13 protein-coding genes are annotated in these 16417 nt (G+C 37.2%); 11 read left to right on the forward strand and 2 right to left on the reverse strand.

From position 1 onward, the window contains the following. Window positions 1-267: 267 nt before the first annotated feature. On the reverse strand, window positions 268-1209 hold the full coding sequence (locus SNE38_RS04495) for a bile acid:sodium symporter family protein (protein WP_191703102.1): 942 nt from the start codon (window positions 1207-1209) through the stop codon (window positions 268-270). A 491-nt stretch (window positions 1210-1700) separates the two neighbouring features. On the opposite strand from SNE38_RS04495, the gene SNE38_RS04500 reads away from it, so the two are divergent. The 3 genes from SNE38_RS04500 to SNE38_RS04510 are packed head-to-tail and all read left to right on the forward strand — an operon-like array spanning window position 1701 to window position 4706. Beyond that, on the forward strand, window positions 1701-2951 hold the full coding sequence (locus SNE38_RS04500; protein ID WP_191703103.1) for an ABC transporter substrate-binding protein: 1251 nt from the start codon (window positions 1701-1703) through the stop codon (window positions 2949-2951). A gap of 51 nt (window positions 2952-3002) precedes the next feature. Continuing rightward, window positions 3003-3884: a carbohydrate ABC transporter permease gene (locus SNE38_RS04505; protein ID WP_191703104.1), complete on the forward strand. Its 882-nt coding sequence runs from the start codon at window positions 3003-3005 to the stop codon at window positions 3882-3884. Between the two features lie 12 nt (window positions 3885-3896). Further along, window positions 3897-4706, forward strand: coding sequence for a carbohydrate ABC transporter permease (locus SNE38_RS04510; RefSeq protein ID WP_191703105.1), 810 nt, complete (start codon window positions 3897-3899; stop codon window positions 4704-4706). Window positions 4707-4881: 175 nt separating this feature from the next. Here SNE38_RS04510 and SNE38_RS04515 read toward each other — a convergent pair whose 3' ends face one another. Next, entirely contained in the window at window positions 4882-5178 is a 297-nt protein-coding gene (locus SNE38_RS04515; protein WP_336046040.1) for a DNA-binding protein, read from the reverse strand. A gap of 485 nt (window positions 5179-5663) precedes the next feature. Between SNE38_RS04515 and SNE38_RS04520 the strand changes: the two genes are divergently transcribed. The 8 genes from SNE38_RS04520 to urtE all read left to right on the forward strand — a co-directional run bounded on the left by SNE38_RS04520 (window position 5664) and on the right by urtE (window position 16371). Beyond that, complete coding sequence (locus SNE38_RS04520) at window positions 5664-6263, forward strand: DedA family protein (protein WP_191703154.1); 600 nt, start codon at window positions 5664-5666, stop codon at window positions 6261-6263. Window positions 6264-6815: 552 nt separating this feature from the next. Beyond that, window positions 6816-9299, forward strand: coding sequence for a hypothetical protein (locus tag SNE38_RS04525; RefSeq protein WP_336045946.1), 2484 nt, complete (start codon window positions 6816-6818; stop codon window positions 9297-9299). After that, on the forward strand, window positions 9299-10165 hold the full coding sequence (locus SNE38_RS04530) for an ABC transporter ATP-binding protein (RefSeq protein ID WP_191703107.1): 867 nt from the start codon (window positions 9299-9301) through the stop codon (window positions 10163-10165). Before SNE38_RS04525 ends, SNE38_RS04530 begins: the two co-directional genes overlap by 1 nt. An 887-nt stretch (window positions 10166-11052) precedes the next feature. After that, window positions 11053-12330 carry an urea ABC transporter substrate-binding protein gene (urtA, locus tag SNE38_RS04535; protein WP_336045947.1) on the forward strand — a complete coding sequence of 426 codons (1278 nt, stop codon included), beginning with the start codon at window positions 11053-11055 and terminating at the stop codon, window positions 12328-12330. A gap of 625 nt (window positions 12331-12955) precedes the next feature. Further along, the gene (gene urtB, locus SNE38_RS04540) at window positions 12956-13858 is read left to right on the forward strand and encodes an urea ABC transporter permease subunit UrtB (RefSeq protein WP_191703109.1); all 903 of its coding nucleotides are present in this window, start codon (window positions 12956-12958) and stop codon (window positions 13856-13858) included. 12 nt (window positions 13859-13870) lie between these two features. Further along, on the forward strand, window positions 13871-14947 hold the full coding sequence (gene urtC, locus SNE38_RS04545) for an urea ABC transporter permease subunit UrtC (RefSeq protein ID WP_191703110.1): 1077 nt from the start codon (window positions 13871-13873) through the stop codon (window positions 14945-14947). Continuing rightward, window positions 14922-15677, forward strand: a complete 756-nt coding sequence (urtD, locus tag SNE38_RS04550) for an urea ABC transporter ATP-binding protein UrtD (protein ID WP_191703111.1) — start codon at window positions 14922-14924, stop codon at window positions 15675-15677. The genes urtC and urtD overlap by 26 nt, the downstream gene beginning before the upstream one ends. Next, on the forward strand, window positions 15670-16371 hold the full coding sequence (gene urtE / locus SNE38_RS04555) for an urea ABC transporter ATP-binding subunit UrtE (RefSeq protein ID WP_191703112.1): 702 nt from the start codon (window positions 15670-15672) through the stop codon (window positions 16369-16371). The genes urtD and urtE overlap by 8 nt, the downstream gene beginning before the upstream one ends. Window positions 16372-16417 lie beyond the last annotated feature (46 nt).

Raw genomic sequence — 16417 nt, forward strand, 5'->3', positions numbered from 1 at the left:
ACCCGCTAAATTAGGGAATTATTACATAAATAGTATACGCTATGTTATTTTAAAAAGAATGAGCTATTGTAAGTGTTTATAACCGAAGAAGTTGCAAAGGGGAAAGATAACTTTCACAAATTTAAACATTTATTTAATTTAGGAATGTATTAAAACTTTCGTACTCGATGTTAAACAATAAAAGGCACTGTCTAAATTATTCAAATGAAAAAGTGGTATGAATTTTTAAATTCGTACCACTTTTCAAATTGATTAGCTAATATTTAGTTACTGTTTTTCCTTCTTATCCGCTTTAGAACCCCAATACGTAGCAAGAACTGGTCCGGAAATATTGTGCCAGAAACTGAAAATGGCACTTGGAACCGCTGCTACTGGATCGAAGTGGGCCATTGCTAATTGTGCGCCTAAGCCAGAATTTTGCATACCCACTTCAATTGAGACAGCTTTTTGATCATCGTACTGTAGTTTAAATAGTTTCGCTACTAAGAACCCGAGTAAGTATCCTAAACCGTTATGTAAAATGACAATTGCAAAGATAATTAATCCTGTTTCTAAAATTTTGTCGCGGCTTCCGCTTACTACAGCTGCAACAATCATGACGATGGCAACAACTGATACTGTTGGAAGAATATCAACACTTTTTTCAACAAGTGGTTTAAATAAGAACTGCGCAATGATACCTAAAATAATTGGAATTAATACCACTTTTATTACCGACATAAACATGGCCATAAATGAAACCGGTAACCATTCGCTTGCTAATAAGTAAATAAGAGCCGGTGTTACAAAAGGGGCTAGTAATGTCGTACATGATGTAATTGTAACGGATAATGCTGTATTTCCTTTTGCGAGGAATGTCATAACGTTAGATGAAGTTCCTCCCGGGCAGCAACCTACTAATATAACCCCAACCGCAATTTCCGGTGGCAGGTTGAAAATCTTGGCTAATGCAAACGCTAGTAATGGCATAATAACAAATTGTGAAACAATCCCAATGATGACGCCTTTAGGGTGCTGAAGAATTAACTTGAAATCATCTACTTTCAACGTCATCCCCATACCAAACATAACAATTCCGAGTAACAAGGTGATGTAACTGCCAATCCAAGTGAAATATTCTGGTAACCAGATGGCTAAACCAGCTGCGACGAGTACCCAAATCGCAAATGTATTCCCCGCAAACTTACCTATTTTCTGTAAAACTCCCATAATGATGTGACCTCAGCTTTCTATTGAATTCTAGTTATTGTAATATATTAAATTTTTAATTGCAATAAAATTCAGAAAATTTTGTTTATCAATATTGGTAATAATGATATTAATAATTAGTACATGCTCCAAAACATATAAATATCGTAATTTTTAATTAATCAAACATATTTCAAAAAATAGGTTTACTTAACTTTTAATAGGGGTATATGAAATTATTGGTTTTGTCTCAGCCAGTAAATTTCCCCAAGTGTAACATCTCCAATTTTAAGTGCAATCCTATTACAACCACCATTAGTAAACTAAAAAATAATAAATAAAGAGTAGGAGTGAGAATTGAATAAATAAAATTCTTTTTATTATGCAGTCATTTAATAAGTTCTTGAATAGACCTTAAAAAGATAACTATAACTGCGTGTTACATAGTGAACCGATTTTGTTGTCATGTAAATATTAATCGAATAATGGAAGAAAAAAGGGGGACTCCAAGTATGAAAAGGATGTTTTTAGTTAGTATTTTAATATTGTCAGTTGTTTTATCTGGTTGTGTAGGGAGTACAAGTAGTAATTCTGATAGTGGGGCCGGCGATGGTAAAACGAAAATTAGCTTCATTCATTGGCGAGGCGAAGATAAAGAGGCTTTCGATAGCCTAATAGCTGAATTCGAAGAACAAAATAAAGACATTGAAGTAGACATGACAATTTATCCATCAGAACAATATCAATCTACAGCGCAAACGTTATTACGTGACGGCTCAACAGGAGATGTTTTTACAAGCTATCCGGGTTCTCATTTTGAAATAATTAAACAGGCAGGTTTATTTGAGGATTTATCCAATGAAGATTTTCTTGAAAACTATAATGAGCGATTAATTTTAGCTGGTCAGGCAGATGACAAGCAATATGCAGTACCGTTACAGCTTGTATTTAATCAGCCTATATACAACGCTACATTATTTGAGGAATTAGGATTAGATCCAAACCCTAAAAGCTGGGAAGAATTTTTAGCCCTTTGCCAAGCAATAGCCGATGCAGGACATACTCCGATTGCCTTCCCAGGTGCAGATATTGGCCCGGGACAGTTCATGAACTCTATGATGATGAACAATGCTCCTGAAGAAGATGTTTTTGACAAGCTAATAGCCGGGGAAGCTAGGCTTACAGATGAGTGGTGGGTAAAAACACTTACACAATTTAAAGAGTTAAACGACAAAGGCTATTTAGGAAATGGTGCTCTAGGAACAAATCATCCAGGTGCTATTGCCATGATTGCAAACGGTGAAGCAGCTATGCTTGCAACTGGTTCATTTGCAGTAGCGGGCATTAAAGAGATCAATCCAGATATTGAATTAGGTTTACTTGCGCCAATTACAGTTTCAGAAAGTGAAGCTGTGTGGGAAGGGATTCATACAACTACATTCATGCTTGCAGTAAATTCGAAATCAAGTAAAAAAGAAGCGGCCAAAAAGTTTGTATCTTTCTTATCTGAAAAAGAAAACGCTGAGGAATACGCAAATAAAACAAGTCAACACGTAACAGTTAATGACGTAGAGTATACATCTGAAGAATTAAAATCAGCAGAAGAATGGTTTGAGAAAAACACCCGCTTCCAACCACGTTATTTAATCCCGAATGCTAATGTAGAAAAAGCTGTTATTGCTTCAATACAAGCTGTATTAAATGGAACGGATCCGGTAAAAGCAGCTGAAGATTCTCAAAAGATTGTAGATCAAAATATTTGATAAAAGGGGGATTTTTTTCCCCTACTCTATTTAATGTAAAGGGATGATTGGATGAACTTAAAAAGGAATAAGGTCTTACTACTATTTTTAATTCCAGGTTTAATTTTATATTCTATTTTCTTTATCATTCCTACTATTAATGCTGTAATATACTCTTTTACAGATTGGGACGGACTTTCGCCAGACTATAACATAGTTGGGTTTGATAACTACATAAATATACTTACAAATGATTCAATATTCTTAAAGGCAATGGGCAATAACTTGAAATTTATGCTCTTTGTATTAATTTTCCAAACAGGCTTTTCGTTACTGTTTGCACTGTTTTTAATTAAAAACACAAAGACGAATGTATTTTTACGTGCATTATATTTTTTCCCGACAATTTTAAGTTCAGTTTCTGTAGCGTTTATTTGGTCATTTGTTTATGACCCAAATATCGGCATATTAAACACGATTCTTGGTTATTTAAACCTTGAGTTTTTACAGCAAAGTTGGTTAGGTAATCAAAATATAGCTATTTATTCAGTAGCTGTAACACAAGTTTGGTTCCATACAGGTCAAATGTTAGTCATTTTCGTAGCAGGACTACAAGCAATTCCTAAAGATTTATACGAAGTGGCTAATATAGAAGGCGCAAGTCGTTGGCAGCGTTTTAGGTATGTTACTTGGCCGATGATTGCCCCATCAGCGACTATTGTTATGGCATATACGACCATTCAGTCCTTTAAAGCGTTCGACTTGATTTTCGCAATGACTCGTGGTGGCCCTAATTATTCAACGGAAATTTTGGCAACTCTCATTTATACGACTGCATTTAGAAGCTTTGAGTTCGGTTATGCTTCAGCTGAATCGGTATTATTTATGATTATTATTGCTATTATCACAGTACTGCAATTTAGAATTTTGAGAGCTAGCAAGGTCCAGGAATAGGGGGGAAGGGATATGCGGATTATAAGATTCATACTTCTAACATTATTTGCTTTAGTCGTCATTATACCTATGATGATTGTCGTACTTACAACATTTAAATCTACATCAGAGGTATTTTCAAATATATTAGGATTACCGAGCAGTTTAAGCTTTAAAAACTATGTATCTATTTTTACAGAACAACCAATGTCCCGTTATTTCTTGAACAGTGTAATTGTTACGTTTTTCTCTGTAACGCTTACTCTATTGTTTGCAAGTTTGATTGCATATAGTGTAACGAGAATGTTTGGATGGATTGGTGTCATTATCTTTTCTTTATTTACGCTGGGGATGATGGTGCCAGCTCAAGTAAATATGATACCGCTCTATCAGCTAGTATATAATTTAGGGTTAACTAATAGTTTGCTAGGTTTAATATTAGTTAATATTGCTGTCACAATGCCAGTAGCTATTTTTATAATAACTGGATTTATGAAATCTATTCCTAAATCATTATTTGAAGCAGCTACAATTGACGGAGCCAGTGAATTTAAAATGTATTATAAGATTGCTATACCTTTATCATTGCCTTCCATTGCAGCAACAGCAATTTTCCTATGCGTAATGCACTGGAACGATTTATTGTATCCATTATTATTTATTACGAACAATGATTATAAAACGCTTCCTCTTGCTTTGTTGGAATTCCAAGGAGAATATGCTACGAACTATCCGCTGTTATTTACGGGAGTCTTAATAGCATCAGCTCCTATGATTCTTGCTTATCTATTCCTACAACGTTACTTCATTGCCGGGATTACAGCAGGTTCTGTTAAAGGATAATTAAATGTAATATAGCCGAATATATAAGCGGATTTGGAAATTGCTCGTTTTCCAAATCCCTTTGGCTATTACTCCCGTTATTTCATATTAAAATAAAAATGCATAAAAAATGAGCTAGGAATGTATCTCCTAACTCGTTTGTATTGCTGTCCAGTTTTACTAAAATAAAGTAAGTTTACTCGCCTAAATTCAATAACCATTTACGCAATTTTTCCTTCGGATAGTACACCTTACCTTTTATTATAATATGCGGAATGTCTGAATGCTCTTGAATTAAAGATTTTGCATCTTCTTTTGATATTCCCATAAAATAATGGACATCATTTTCTTTAATGAGTTCGTGTTCATCTTCTTCGTCTAAAGAATCGAGAAGATTTTTTGCATTCGGATTTTTAAAATTTTTCAGTCCATCTCCGATAAAATATCCTGCAACTGCAATTCCTACGGCTACAAAAATAAAACCCCATTCCATCATTTTGCCCCCCTAAAAATAAATGTCATCTTATGTAAGATTGATGTTAAGATTCTATTTTTCATTAACCTGTGCTTTTAGTTTAAGTACATTCATTCAAAATCTCATTCTTATTTTAACGTAAATATTCAGTTTAGGTAAAATTAATTGTTGATCTTGAGTCTAAAGTACAAAAAAGCAGATAGAAAAGGGGACTAGTCAAAGTGGTTGTGACATATCGCTTTTTGCATATACATACACTGCTATAATAGGGAAATATCTTAAAGAAGGCAACATTACTTGCGGGAATGACGTTCTATTTTAAAGGAGAACATACATAATAGCGGTAGGTTTTCACATTTTCTATTGTGAAACGTTCCAAGTTTTTGTATGCTAAATGAATGTAGAAGTGGACTAAAGGGATAAAATCGGTTTCTGTCGATTTTGACTTTGAAGATTGCAAATGATTGGAGTTGTTTTTGTTGTTAGATACAATCATTTTACCAATGATTGAGTTTTTTAAAGGGTTTGGCTATTTCGGTGTATTATTGGCACTCTGCTTCGAGTTTATTCCGGCAGAAGTCATTTTACCGATGGCCGGGTTTTGGATTGCTCAGGGAGAATATAAATATTGGCTAATGGTGCTTGCAGGTACTGTAGGTGGAACAATTGGTCCATTGACATTATACGCGGTAGGTCGCTATGGCGGTCGTCCGATTGTATTGAAATACGGGAAGTTCTTCTTGGTTAATGAAAAGCAAATAAATGCTGCGGACAAGTTTTTCGCAAAATATGGTGCAGGTGTCGCCTTTTTCGGACGCTTTATGCCAATCGTCCGTACAGCGATTTCCGTTCCTTGCGGGATGACAAAAATGAATGTATGGAAATTTACAATTTACACGTTTTTAGCAATGTTTCCGATTACCGCACTTTATGTGTATTTAGGCATTAAGCTAGGTGAAAATTGGGAACAGGCTGGAGAGCTGTTTAAACAATATTTACAGCCATTTGTTATCATCATTTTAATTTTAGCAGTAATTTATGCAATTTATAAATACCGCATCAAGTTATTGGAACGTAAAATGAATTTACCAAATAAGAAATAGTTTGAAAAGGTAGCCTGATTATATAAGGGCTACCTTTTTTAATTACAATTTTCACCTCACTTTCTTTTAAAAAAACCCCCGAATATTCTAATAGGAATTTTATAGACTCATCATCATAACATGGGGGTTCTTTTCTAATTCGGAGCGGAGGGTGAGCCGCCAAAAATACTTACTTCAACGAAAAGAGTTGTGCGAAGTGTAGGGGCGGACTCCTTGGCGATTAAGCGTGCGCGGAAAATCCACTTTTGATGCCGCCGTCAGAGGCATCAAAAGTTAGTTGGAGCCACGCCGCCCGGAAAGCCTGCCCCGGAACGGAGTACAACGGACGCGAGCTTCCAAAAAACTTGCCTTATCGCATTTTCCCCGTAGCGCAGCAGGACAGACTTCATTATAAAATCTTATTATTTCAACTTTGTCCCCCAACTTATAGAATGGTGTTTAACCATTTTATACATATTTTGGTTTAAAAATGGTAAAGTGAACATAAAAGAACAATAACTTAATAAGATTTAAATTTAGTAGATGCAAAATCATATGAGTGGAGGGGGACAATTGAAAGATATAATCCATTTTCTTATGAAGGGATGGCTAAAAAGCAAGTATATTTTCCTGTTTCCGATTGCAATGGGGCTTCTTATTTGTATACTGCTTGGCATTAATAGTACGCAGTCAGGTGGAACGAAGAACGAGTTGCAGGAAACATTTGACAATCGTAAAGAAACTGTTCGTCTTTTAATTTCCAGTATGCTAACAAAAGACCGTGTTATTGGTCTTACACCTGATGAACGGGAATCGTTGGATATTCTTTTGTTGAAGGAAGAGCATATAAAAGAGATATTGGCAAAGATTAATGCAGGGGATCTACAGATTGCACAACAACAGCTTGCCTATATAAATGAGTACGAAACATATACCGCCACAACCAAATTTATACCTTACCTCAATAAAGATGCATTAAAGCTTGAGCGTCTTATGGCTGAACATTTACTTAATTATGATCTACCATATACAGAGCAAATCACTCCCTATAAAACGGCCCTCTTTACAAAGCAGTTATTCCAGATTTTTTTTAGCCCGATTACTATATTTATGCTACTCCTTGTATTTTGTTTTAAATATATGGCTGATAAAGAAAAACGGCTATTTGATTTCTTTAAAATAAATTCATTATCCAATACATCCATTTATTACGGATACTTAGTTCCATTACTAAGTGTAGTATTTTTGTATATTTTTATAGCAAGTATTCTATCGTTTTTACCTCCGTTAGTAACTGGGAATATCAATACAATTTTTTACCCGCTGGAAGTAGCTGTCGGTTCAGAAATAATTTTGGTGCCTGTATGGAAGTGGCTAGGTTTTATTCCGATTGGCTGGGGAATTTTTATTTCATTTCTACTGCTTATAACAATTTGTCTGTTCAAGCAGCAAGCCAATTTAGGCATCCTGTTCTTTGTCATTAGTATGCCGGTTTTCATCGGCTACATGATTTCATTAAAATCTGGATTCCAAATAGGTAACCCGATTCACTTAATTGCTTCATATGAACCGCACTTGTTGACTTCAAATCGTTTTGTTCTGTATTTACTTGGCATGCTATTGCTGCTCATTTTTAGTAGTATCATTGCGTATGTTATTATTCGAACTAAAAATATCAAGCTTACAATACCTCAACTTAATACAACAAAAAAGCAGTATCAATCAACACAGAATTTTAAGCTTCTGCAATTCGAGCATATAAAAAAGAAACGCAAAGGACATATTCTTTTTACCATAATTTTATTATTCGGAATGATTGGTGGGGTCGTTGTTGCGGTGAATGAGCAGTATCAAACATTCCCTGACAAAGCATTAAAAGCGATTGAAAGTTATCAAAATCAAATTATTCAAGATCAGGCACATTGGAAACTAGTAGCGGAAGAATTTGAACTCGAACAGGCATTGCAACGGCAAATGGCGGAGCAAGCCGGAGAAGAAATGGAAATACTGGAGGAAAACCCGTTCCTATTGATGATCAAACAATTGGAAAATCGGTATGATGCAGTGGAAAGTTTAAAAGGCGAGATTCATTCCCCTGACTTTTCCGAAACTTTTCGTAAAGTGATGAAATCGCTGGCGCCTGGTTCATATAAAGACAGCGAAAACACAAGCACTTTGACAGATATGGCATCTGAAGAGCAGCAAATGATTCTGGAAGACAAGGGGATCACCCCATGGCCACTTGGACATAAATGGGTTTCCAATTTTCATGATCCGAGTCGTGCTGTGGATAATGACCATTTTAAAAGATTAAACCTTTTCCAGGAACAAAATACTAAATATGACAACAGCAGTTTGTTTGCTGTCTACAAGTTTATGGATTGGAATATGATGCTGTTTGTATTGCTTCTATTTGTATTACTGTTATGGACAACGATGGCTGAGGAGCGCAGTCCTAATCCAACGATTAACTTTTTAGCTACGAAGCCGATTCGACTTACATCCGTTTATATAACGAAATGGCTCTATAATTTCGTGATTGCCTGTAGTTTACTTCTTATTAGCAGTACGATCGTTCTCCTCGTTGCCATACTTATTGGGGGCTTTGGAGAAGCGAATTATCCGATTTTGATTTATGCGAGGGAAAGGATAGGGGAACATTATTTCCTTTCAACAGCCGATTATGCCTATTTTTACTTTGAAAGCCTAGCTGCACTTCTTGTGAAAAGCGGAATTCTTATCATCGCTCAAATTTACTTTTTGAATAGCCTGTTCAGTTTCATAGGAAAAGTGATTAAAAACCATTACGCAGCTATTATTGTGACGTTCTTGATTGTCATTGCAGGCTATACTGCTGGAAACTATTATATTGAATTAACGAGCAGTTTTTATAATCCGTTTGTCTATTTTGATACTTGGAATGTGATAGATGGCTGGAAATCCATTGAAGCGAATAACGGGCAAGTAAATTTTCTAAGTGGCACGGCCATTTTATTCGTTAGCGGAAGCTTGTTGTTCGTTATCGGTCTTTTATTTAGAAGGAGGGTGACATCTTAATGGTATTGCATGTTCATCAGCTCGAAAAAAAGTATAAAAATAAGCTAATCCTCGAAAATATTAATTTTTCGATTGGAGGTGGGGAAATCATTGGTCTTGTAGGACCAAATGGGGCAGGGAAATCAACGTTAATGCGTTCAGTATTAGGGCTGGAAGAAATTAATGGCGGCTCAGTTCAAATAAATAACATTTCTCATAATAGCCCTGAATTTTTTAAATATATCTCTTTTTTACCGAGTGATAATTACTTGTATATGCAGCTAACAGGTTATGATCATCTGTCGTTTATTGCCAATGTCTATAAGATTCCCCCTAATGATATCGAGGATATTATAGATCTAGTCGGAATTCGCTCCTATGTGAATCAGCCTGTGAAGTCCTATTCTTATGGGATGCGCCAACATTTATTTATTGCGGTAAGTATTCTGACAAAGCCGCTGATTATTTTAATGGATGAACCGTTTAACGGATTGGACCCAACAAGTACTATAGAATTAAAACAATTAATCCGCACACTGCATGGACAGGGAATCAGCATAGTCATCTCCACACATAACCTCGATATACTGGAGGATTTGACAGATACAATCTGGTTTATTAAAGAGGGAAAGCTCCATACAAATCAGCTTGAGTCAAAGATCGATGTACCTTATGAGATTAAGTGTAATCCTAATCATGACCTTGCTCAATTAATGCAAGATAGTGAACTTCCATTTCAGATAAATGAAAATCGGCTTATTACAGATGCGGCACACTCGATTGAAATTTATCTGCAATGGCTACTTAAGCAGGATATACAAATTCAGTCGGTAAATCCGTTAAAACGTAATTTGGAAGAGTTGTATCGCGATTTTTATGATGTGTAGTTAATATAGGAAATTATAAAAAGCCGTTGTCGCATATCGTGACAACGGCTTAAACTGTAGACGACCTCTTAAAAAGTATTTGTTTAAAATTACATATATTGAACCGTTGATTTCCATTCCGGGACCGAAGCTTTCCCCGGGCACGGCTCCAGCTAACTAAATTGTGCCTACAACGGCAGGTACAATTTAGTGGATCTTCCGCGCGTGCGGTTCCCGGTGGAGTCACGGTCCCTCCACTCCAATCAACTTATTCATCGCTTTAAATAAAGTGAGATATGATTTCAATGATGACTAGTAATCAAACAATGAACGTGAACAAATTTTCCGGCTAACCATCTAGTTGAAATTTATAATAAAAAGACAAAAGGTCTCGAGGGTTTATCTCTCGAGACCTTTTGTCGACAATCTAAGCCATTGTCATGTATCGCGAAAACGGCTTAATTTATGGTGAAATGAAACTTCTGAAACCAAAAACTTCAATTAAATCTTCGATAAGTTCTATTTATCCTCCTAAAAAAACAATCCAAAGTCACTTATGTAAGATTAGTTAACATTAAAAACAAAACTGAACTACATTTTAACATCCAGCGTCATACAGAGACTTTGCGAAAAATACCTTTGAGGCAATATGCCTGTATACATAACGTTAGAAGAGGCTCGAGTAAGATGTGTTTTGTATTTTGAAAGCTATATTTTCATAATTTTATTAACAAAAATTGGAGATAAAAGTAAGTAATAACCAAAATATGGATTCGTCATACTTCTTATATTGAGATAAGAATGTTCTGAAAATGGAATTGATACAGACTGAATTATTCTATAGAATTTCACGTGTAAGGAAAACTAACATGAAAATCCTTGCGTAATAGTTTGAGGGGGGTTAGTGAATGAAAAAGCTGAAAAATATATGGTTTATGGCATTGTTGACACTTATGTTTGTCGTATTAACAGCTTGTGTCGGTGAAAATGCCGCAGAACCAGCAAAAACGGGAGCAGAATCAACATCAGATGGTACAGCTACTAAAACAGAAAAGCCAGAGGGTGATAATGTAAAAGTAGGGATTTTACACTCATTGAGTGGCACGATGGCAATCAGTGAGGTATCACTAAGAAATGCCGAAATGATGGCAATCGAAGAAATCAATGCCGCTGGTGGTGTTTTAGGTAAACAAATTGAACCAATTATTGAAGATGGTGCATCAGATTGGCCTACGTTTGCTGAAAAAGCAAAAAAATTACTTCAAAGTGATCAAGTAGCCACGGTATTCGGTGGTTGGACTTCCGCATCACGTAAAGCAATGCTCCCTGTATTTGAACAAAATAATGGCTTACTTTGGTACCCAGTGCAATATGAAGGAATGGAATCTTCGCCGAACATTATGTACACAGGCGCTACTACTAATCAACAGATTGTTCCAGCAGTGGACTGGCTGTTAGAAAACAAAGGGAAAAAGATGTTCTTATTAGGTTCAGATTACGTTTTCCCTCGTACTGCCAATAATATTATAAAAGCTCAATTAAAAGCAAAAGGTGGCGAATTAGTCGGTGAAGAATATACTGCCCTTGGCCACACTGACTACTCGACATTAATTTCAAAAATTAAGGCGGCAAAGCCAGATGTTGTGTTTAACACATTAAATGGCGATAGTAACGTCGCATTCTTTAAACAATTAAAAGATGTTGGTATTACAGCTGAAAATCTACCTGTCCTTTCAGTATCAATTGCTGAAGAAGAAATTCGCGGTATTGGTGGAGATGTTGTAGCTGGACATTATACTTCTTGGAACTATTACCAAACACTTGATACAGCAGAAAATAACGACTGGGTTGCAAACTTCAAAGCGAAGTACGGAGATGAAGTTGTAACAGACGATCCAATTGAAGCGGCATACTTTGCAGTTTATTTATGGGCTGCAGCAGCAGAAAAAGCCGGCTCGTTTGATGTAGATGCTGTGAAAGAAGCAGCGAAAGGTATTGAAGTGTCTGCTCCAGGTGGTACCGTGAAAATCGATGGAGATAACCAACATACTTATAAAGTCGTTCGTATCGGTGAAATTCGTGAAGACGGTTTAATCGATGAGCTTTGGAATTCAGGTGAGGCAGTGAAGCCAGATCCATACTTAGAAAACTATGATTGGGCAGCATCTGTAAAACCAGGTGAATAATGGCTAACCATCATAACATGGGGAAGATTTTCTAATAAAATTTCACTTGATTGGTGGGCTACGGCAAGACAGCGCTAAAGCCACGTGATACGTGTCTTTATCACTGCCTATATTGCCGTTTGCGAGGCCCACCAATCCCCAAATTTTTTACCTCTTTATAAAGTGTAGTAAAAACACCCAATCAAGCCGCTTGCGCTATCGCGAGGCGGCGGAGAGCAAAATGCTATATTTTGAATCTTCATTTTTGTAGAAATTTACTTTATGCCAAAGTGTAGAGTGACGCGGAGCGGAGGATGCGCCGTCAATAACTTTTTTCAACGAAAAGAGTTGTGCGAAGTGTAGGGGCGGACTCCTTGGCGATTAAGCGTGCGCGGAAAATCCACTTTTGATGCCGCCGTCAAAGGCATCAAAAGTTAGTTGGAGCCACGCCGCCCGGAAAGCCTGCCCCGGAACGTAGTACAACGGACGCGAGCTTCAAAAACACTTGCTTCAACGTTCTTTCCCGTAGCGCAGCAGAACGAACTTGATTTTTAACATCCCCAACTTATGGTGATGAACCTGAATAATTGAAATAGTACGCTCCTACATCTAGTAGGGGCTAACTTTTCAATCGAGGAGGTCTATGATGGAGATTTTGTTGACACAGCTATTTAATGGATTAAGCTATAGCTCATTTTTATTACTAATTGCGTTAGGTCTTTCCATCACTTTTGGCTTAATGCGTGTTATGAATATGGCACATGGTGACATGATTATGATCGGAGCATATGTTACCTACTCTGTTCAATTAATTTTTGTCAGTATGGTACCTGAGTCTTTATTTGATTATTATTTTATTCTCTCTATTCCTATTGCGTTTATTGTAACAGCTTTAATCGGCTTGTTAGTTGAAAAAAGCTTAATTCGATTTTTATATGCTCGACCACTTGATAGTTTATTAGCTACTTGGGGATTGAGCTTAATTTTTCAGCAAATTGCCCGGATGATTTTTGGGGCTCCAAACGTTGCCGTAACAGCACCTTCTTGGTTGAATGGCAATGTGGAAATTGCTTCGGTGGTGTTGCCATATAAACGATTATTTATTCTTGTACTTGTATGCTTGTGTGTGCTGGGGCTTTATTATTATTTAGTTAAAACGACTGCGGGTAGACGAATGAATGCTGTAACTCTTAATCGACCAATGGCAGCAAGCTTAGGTATTAATACACGAAAAGTAGATGCAACAGCCTTTGCGTTAGGCTCTGGCTTAGGCGGAGTGGCAGGGTGTGCGCTTACTTTACTTGGTCCAGTTGGTCCAACTGTAGGAACTAATTATATTATCGATGCATTTATGATTGTTATTTTAGGCGGTGTCGGCAAAATTAAAGGCACGGTGCTTGGTGCCCTATGTATTGGCTTATTAAGTACATTTACTGAATACGGTACAAGTGCCACGATTGCAAAGGTAGTTGTGTTTGCTTTCATCATTATCTTCCTTCAATGGAAGCCATCAGGACTAATTTCAACTAGAACACGAGTGCTGGACTAAGGGGGGAACGATATGGCCAAAAGTACGAAAATTAGTTTTTCAATATTATTTTTAATCCTTGCATTAGCACCACTTCTTATGTCAGATTTCCGTATTTCTTTATTAGCGAAATTTTTATGTTTTGCAATTATTGCAGTAGGGATTAGCTTAATTTGGGGATATACAGGAATTTTAAGTTTAGGGCATGGCGTGTTTTTTGGATTGGGTGCCTATGCAGTAGGAATGTATTTGAAAATTCAAGCGTCACCAGGTGGGATTCCAGACTTTATGCAATGGTCAGGTGTGAGTGAGCTGCCACTTTTATGGAAGCCTTTTGCTAACCCCGTTTTTGCCTTGTTTATGATGATCGGGGTGCCTGTCGCCTTGGCATTTATTATTGGATTCTTTACATTCCATAACCGAATAAAAGGGGTGTACTTCTCTTTAATTTCGCAAGCTTTAGTCGTTGTGTTTGTAACGCTATTCATCGGTACCCAGGAGCTTACGGGCGGTACGAATGGTTTGACGAATTTTACGACAGGCTTCGGGGTGTATTTGACGCATCCAGTCGTACAAAAGGTGCTGTATTATATCACGATTTTAATATTACTCTTAATAGTTCTCATTAGCTTATGGCTAACACAAAGTCGTGCAGGGAAGCTATTGGTTGCGATTAGAGAAGGGGAAAACCGTGTGCGCTTCCTTGGTTTTAACCCTACAACGTTTAAAGTATTTATTTACTGCGTATCGGCAGCGTTTGCCGGGATTGCAGGTGGATTATTTGTCCTGCAGGTCGGCATGATTTCACCAGAAATGATGGGGATTATTCCTTCAATTGAGATGGTGCTGTGGGTAGCTGTTGGTGGACGTTATTCGATTTTTGGTGCGGTAATTGGTGCAGTGTTAACAAATAGTGCAAAAACATTTTTCAGTGAATCATACCCGGATATGTGGTTGTTTTTATTAGGGAGCTTATTCATTTTAGTCGTACTCGTGATGCCAAATGGATTAGTCGGTGTGGCGCAGTCGCTTTATGCAAAATGGTTTAGATTCAAAACGTCTAAAAAAGCAGGGGGAACGTCCTATGACGCAAATACTAACTTGCAATGATGTGAAAGTTGATTTTGATGGATTTTTCGCTTTGAAAGGTGTGGATTTACAAGTGGAGCAGCAGGAGGTTCGTTTTTTAATCGGACCGAATGGCGCTGGAAAAACGACTTTGTTGGATGTGATTTGCGGGAAAACACGAGCAACGGAAGGCTCTGTATTTTTTCAGGAAATGGAGGGCTCTATTCATAAGCTAGAGGAGCATAAAATTGCGCTTGCAGGCATTGCGCGTAAATTTCAGGCACCGTCAATTTTCCCGCAGTTAACTGTGTTAGAAAATTTAGAGCTTGCGATGAAACAAAAGAAAACATTGTGGCATATGCTGTTTGCCAAAATGGACGAACCGACAAAGGAAAAGATTGAGTATACGCTTGAAAAAATTAATTTAACTCAGGAACGTAACCGTTTGGCGGGCTTTTTGGCACATGGTCAAAAACAGTGGCTGGAAATTGGTATGCAGCTCATTCAAGATCCACAACTGCTTTTGCTTGATGAACCAATCGCCGGTATGTCCGGACAGGAACGTGAAAAAACAGGTCGCCTCATTCACGATGTGTCAAAGGAATGCTCGGTACTAATTGTTGAACATGATATGGAGTTTGTACGTAATTTCTCCAAGCAAGTAACGGTGATGCACGAAGGAAAGGTACTTTGTGAGGGGGATATGAATACGGTACAAAATGACGAGCGTGTTATTGAGGTGTATTTAGGAAGGGGGAAAACACATGCTTAATGTCAAAGGAATCTTGGCAGGTTATGACGGCAGCATGGTGTTAAATGATCTTACCTTCCAAGCACAAAAAGGACAAATTGTTGGAGTATTAGGACGAAATGGTGTGGGGAAATCGACATTATTAAAATCAATTATAGGATTAGTCCCATTAAAAGAAGGTGACATCCATTTTCATGAGCAAGGCTTAAAAAAGCTGCCGATTGATAAAAGAGCACGACTTGGTATAGGATACGTACCCCAAGGACGTGAAATTTTCCCGTCACTAACGGTTGAGGAGAATATATTACTAGGTTTTGAGATGATGGGCAAAGCAGGGAAAAATAAAAAAATACCTAATGAGGTTTTTGAGTGGTTCCCTGTCTTAAAAGAAATGCTCCATCGTAAAGGTGGCGATTTATCAGGTGGGCAGCAGCAGCAGCTCGCGATTGCCCGCGCATACGTCGGACAGCCGGATATTTTACTGCTGGATGAACCGATGGAAGGAATTCAGCCATCCATCGTGCAACTGATTCAGCAAGTTATTACGAAAATTGCTCGTGAAAAAAATATCGGTGTCGTGCTTGTAGAGCATGATTTGGATTTGGCCATGGAAACGGCAGACTTCATTTATGTAATGGATCACGGTCATATGGTCGTAGAAGGTGAAACGAATAAACTCAACATTCAGGATATTGAGAGACATTTAGTTGTGTAATGTTTTAAATATATGGAGCACTTGCTGCTCTTTATATTTTTGGAAA

The sequence above is a fragment of the Solibacillus ferritrahens genome, assembly GCF_037027585.1.
Lineage (GTDB): Bacteria > Bacillota > Bacilli > Bacillales_A > Planococcaceae > Solibacillus > Solibacillus ferritrahens.

Bases quoted from the DNA above. Each gene is read 5' to 3' on its own strand.
- SNE38_RS04495 (WP_191703102.1), bottom strand. From the start codon at position 1,209: ATGGGAGTTTTACAGAAAATAGGTAAGTTTGCGGGGAATACATTTGCG.
- SNE38_RS04500 (WP_191703103.1), top strand. From the start codon at position 1,701: ATGAAAAGGATGTTTTTAGTTAGTATTTTAATATTGTCAGTTGTTTTA.
- SNE38_RS04505 (WP_191703104.1), top strand. From the start codon at position 3,003: ATGAACTTAAAAAGGAATAAGGTCTTACTACTATTTTTAATTCCAGGT.
- SNE38_RS04510 (WP_191703105.1), top strand. From the start codon at position 3,897: ATGCGGATTATAAGATTCATACTTCTAACATTATTTGCTTTAGTCGTC.
- SNE38_RS04515 (WP_336046040.1), bottom strand. From the start codon at position 5,178: ATGGAATGGGGTTTTATTTTTGTAGCCGTAGGAATTGCAGTTGCAGGA.
- SNE38_RS04520 (WP_191703154.1), top strand. From the start codon at position 5,664: ATGATTGAGTTTTTTAAAGGGTTTGGCTATTTCGGTGTATTATTGGCA.
- SNE38_RS04530 (WP_191703107.1), top strand. From the start codon at position 9,299: ATGGTATTGCATGTTCATCAGCTCGAAAAAAAGTATAAAAATAAGCTA.
- urtA (WP_336045947.1), top strand. From the start codon at position 11,053: ATGAAAAAGCTGAAAAATATATGGTTTATGGCATTGTTGACACTTATG.
- urtB (WP_191703109.1), top strand. From the start codon at position 12,956: ATGGAGATTTTGTTGACACAGCTATTTAATGGATTAAGCTATAGCTCA.
- urtC (WP_191703110.1), top strand. From the start codon at position 13,871: ATGGCCAAAAGTACGAAAATTAGTTTTTCAATATTATTTTTAATCCTT.
- urtD (WP_191703111.1), top strand. From the start codon at position 14,922: ATGACGCAAATACTAACTTGCAATGATGTGAAAGTTGATTTTGATGGA.
- urtE (WP_191703112.1), top strand. From the start codon at position 15,670: ATGCTTAATGTCAAAGGAATCTTGGCAGGTTATGACGGCAGCATGGTG.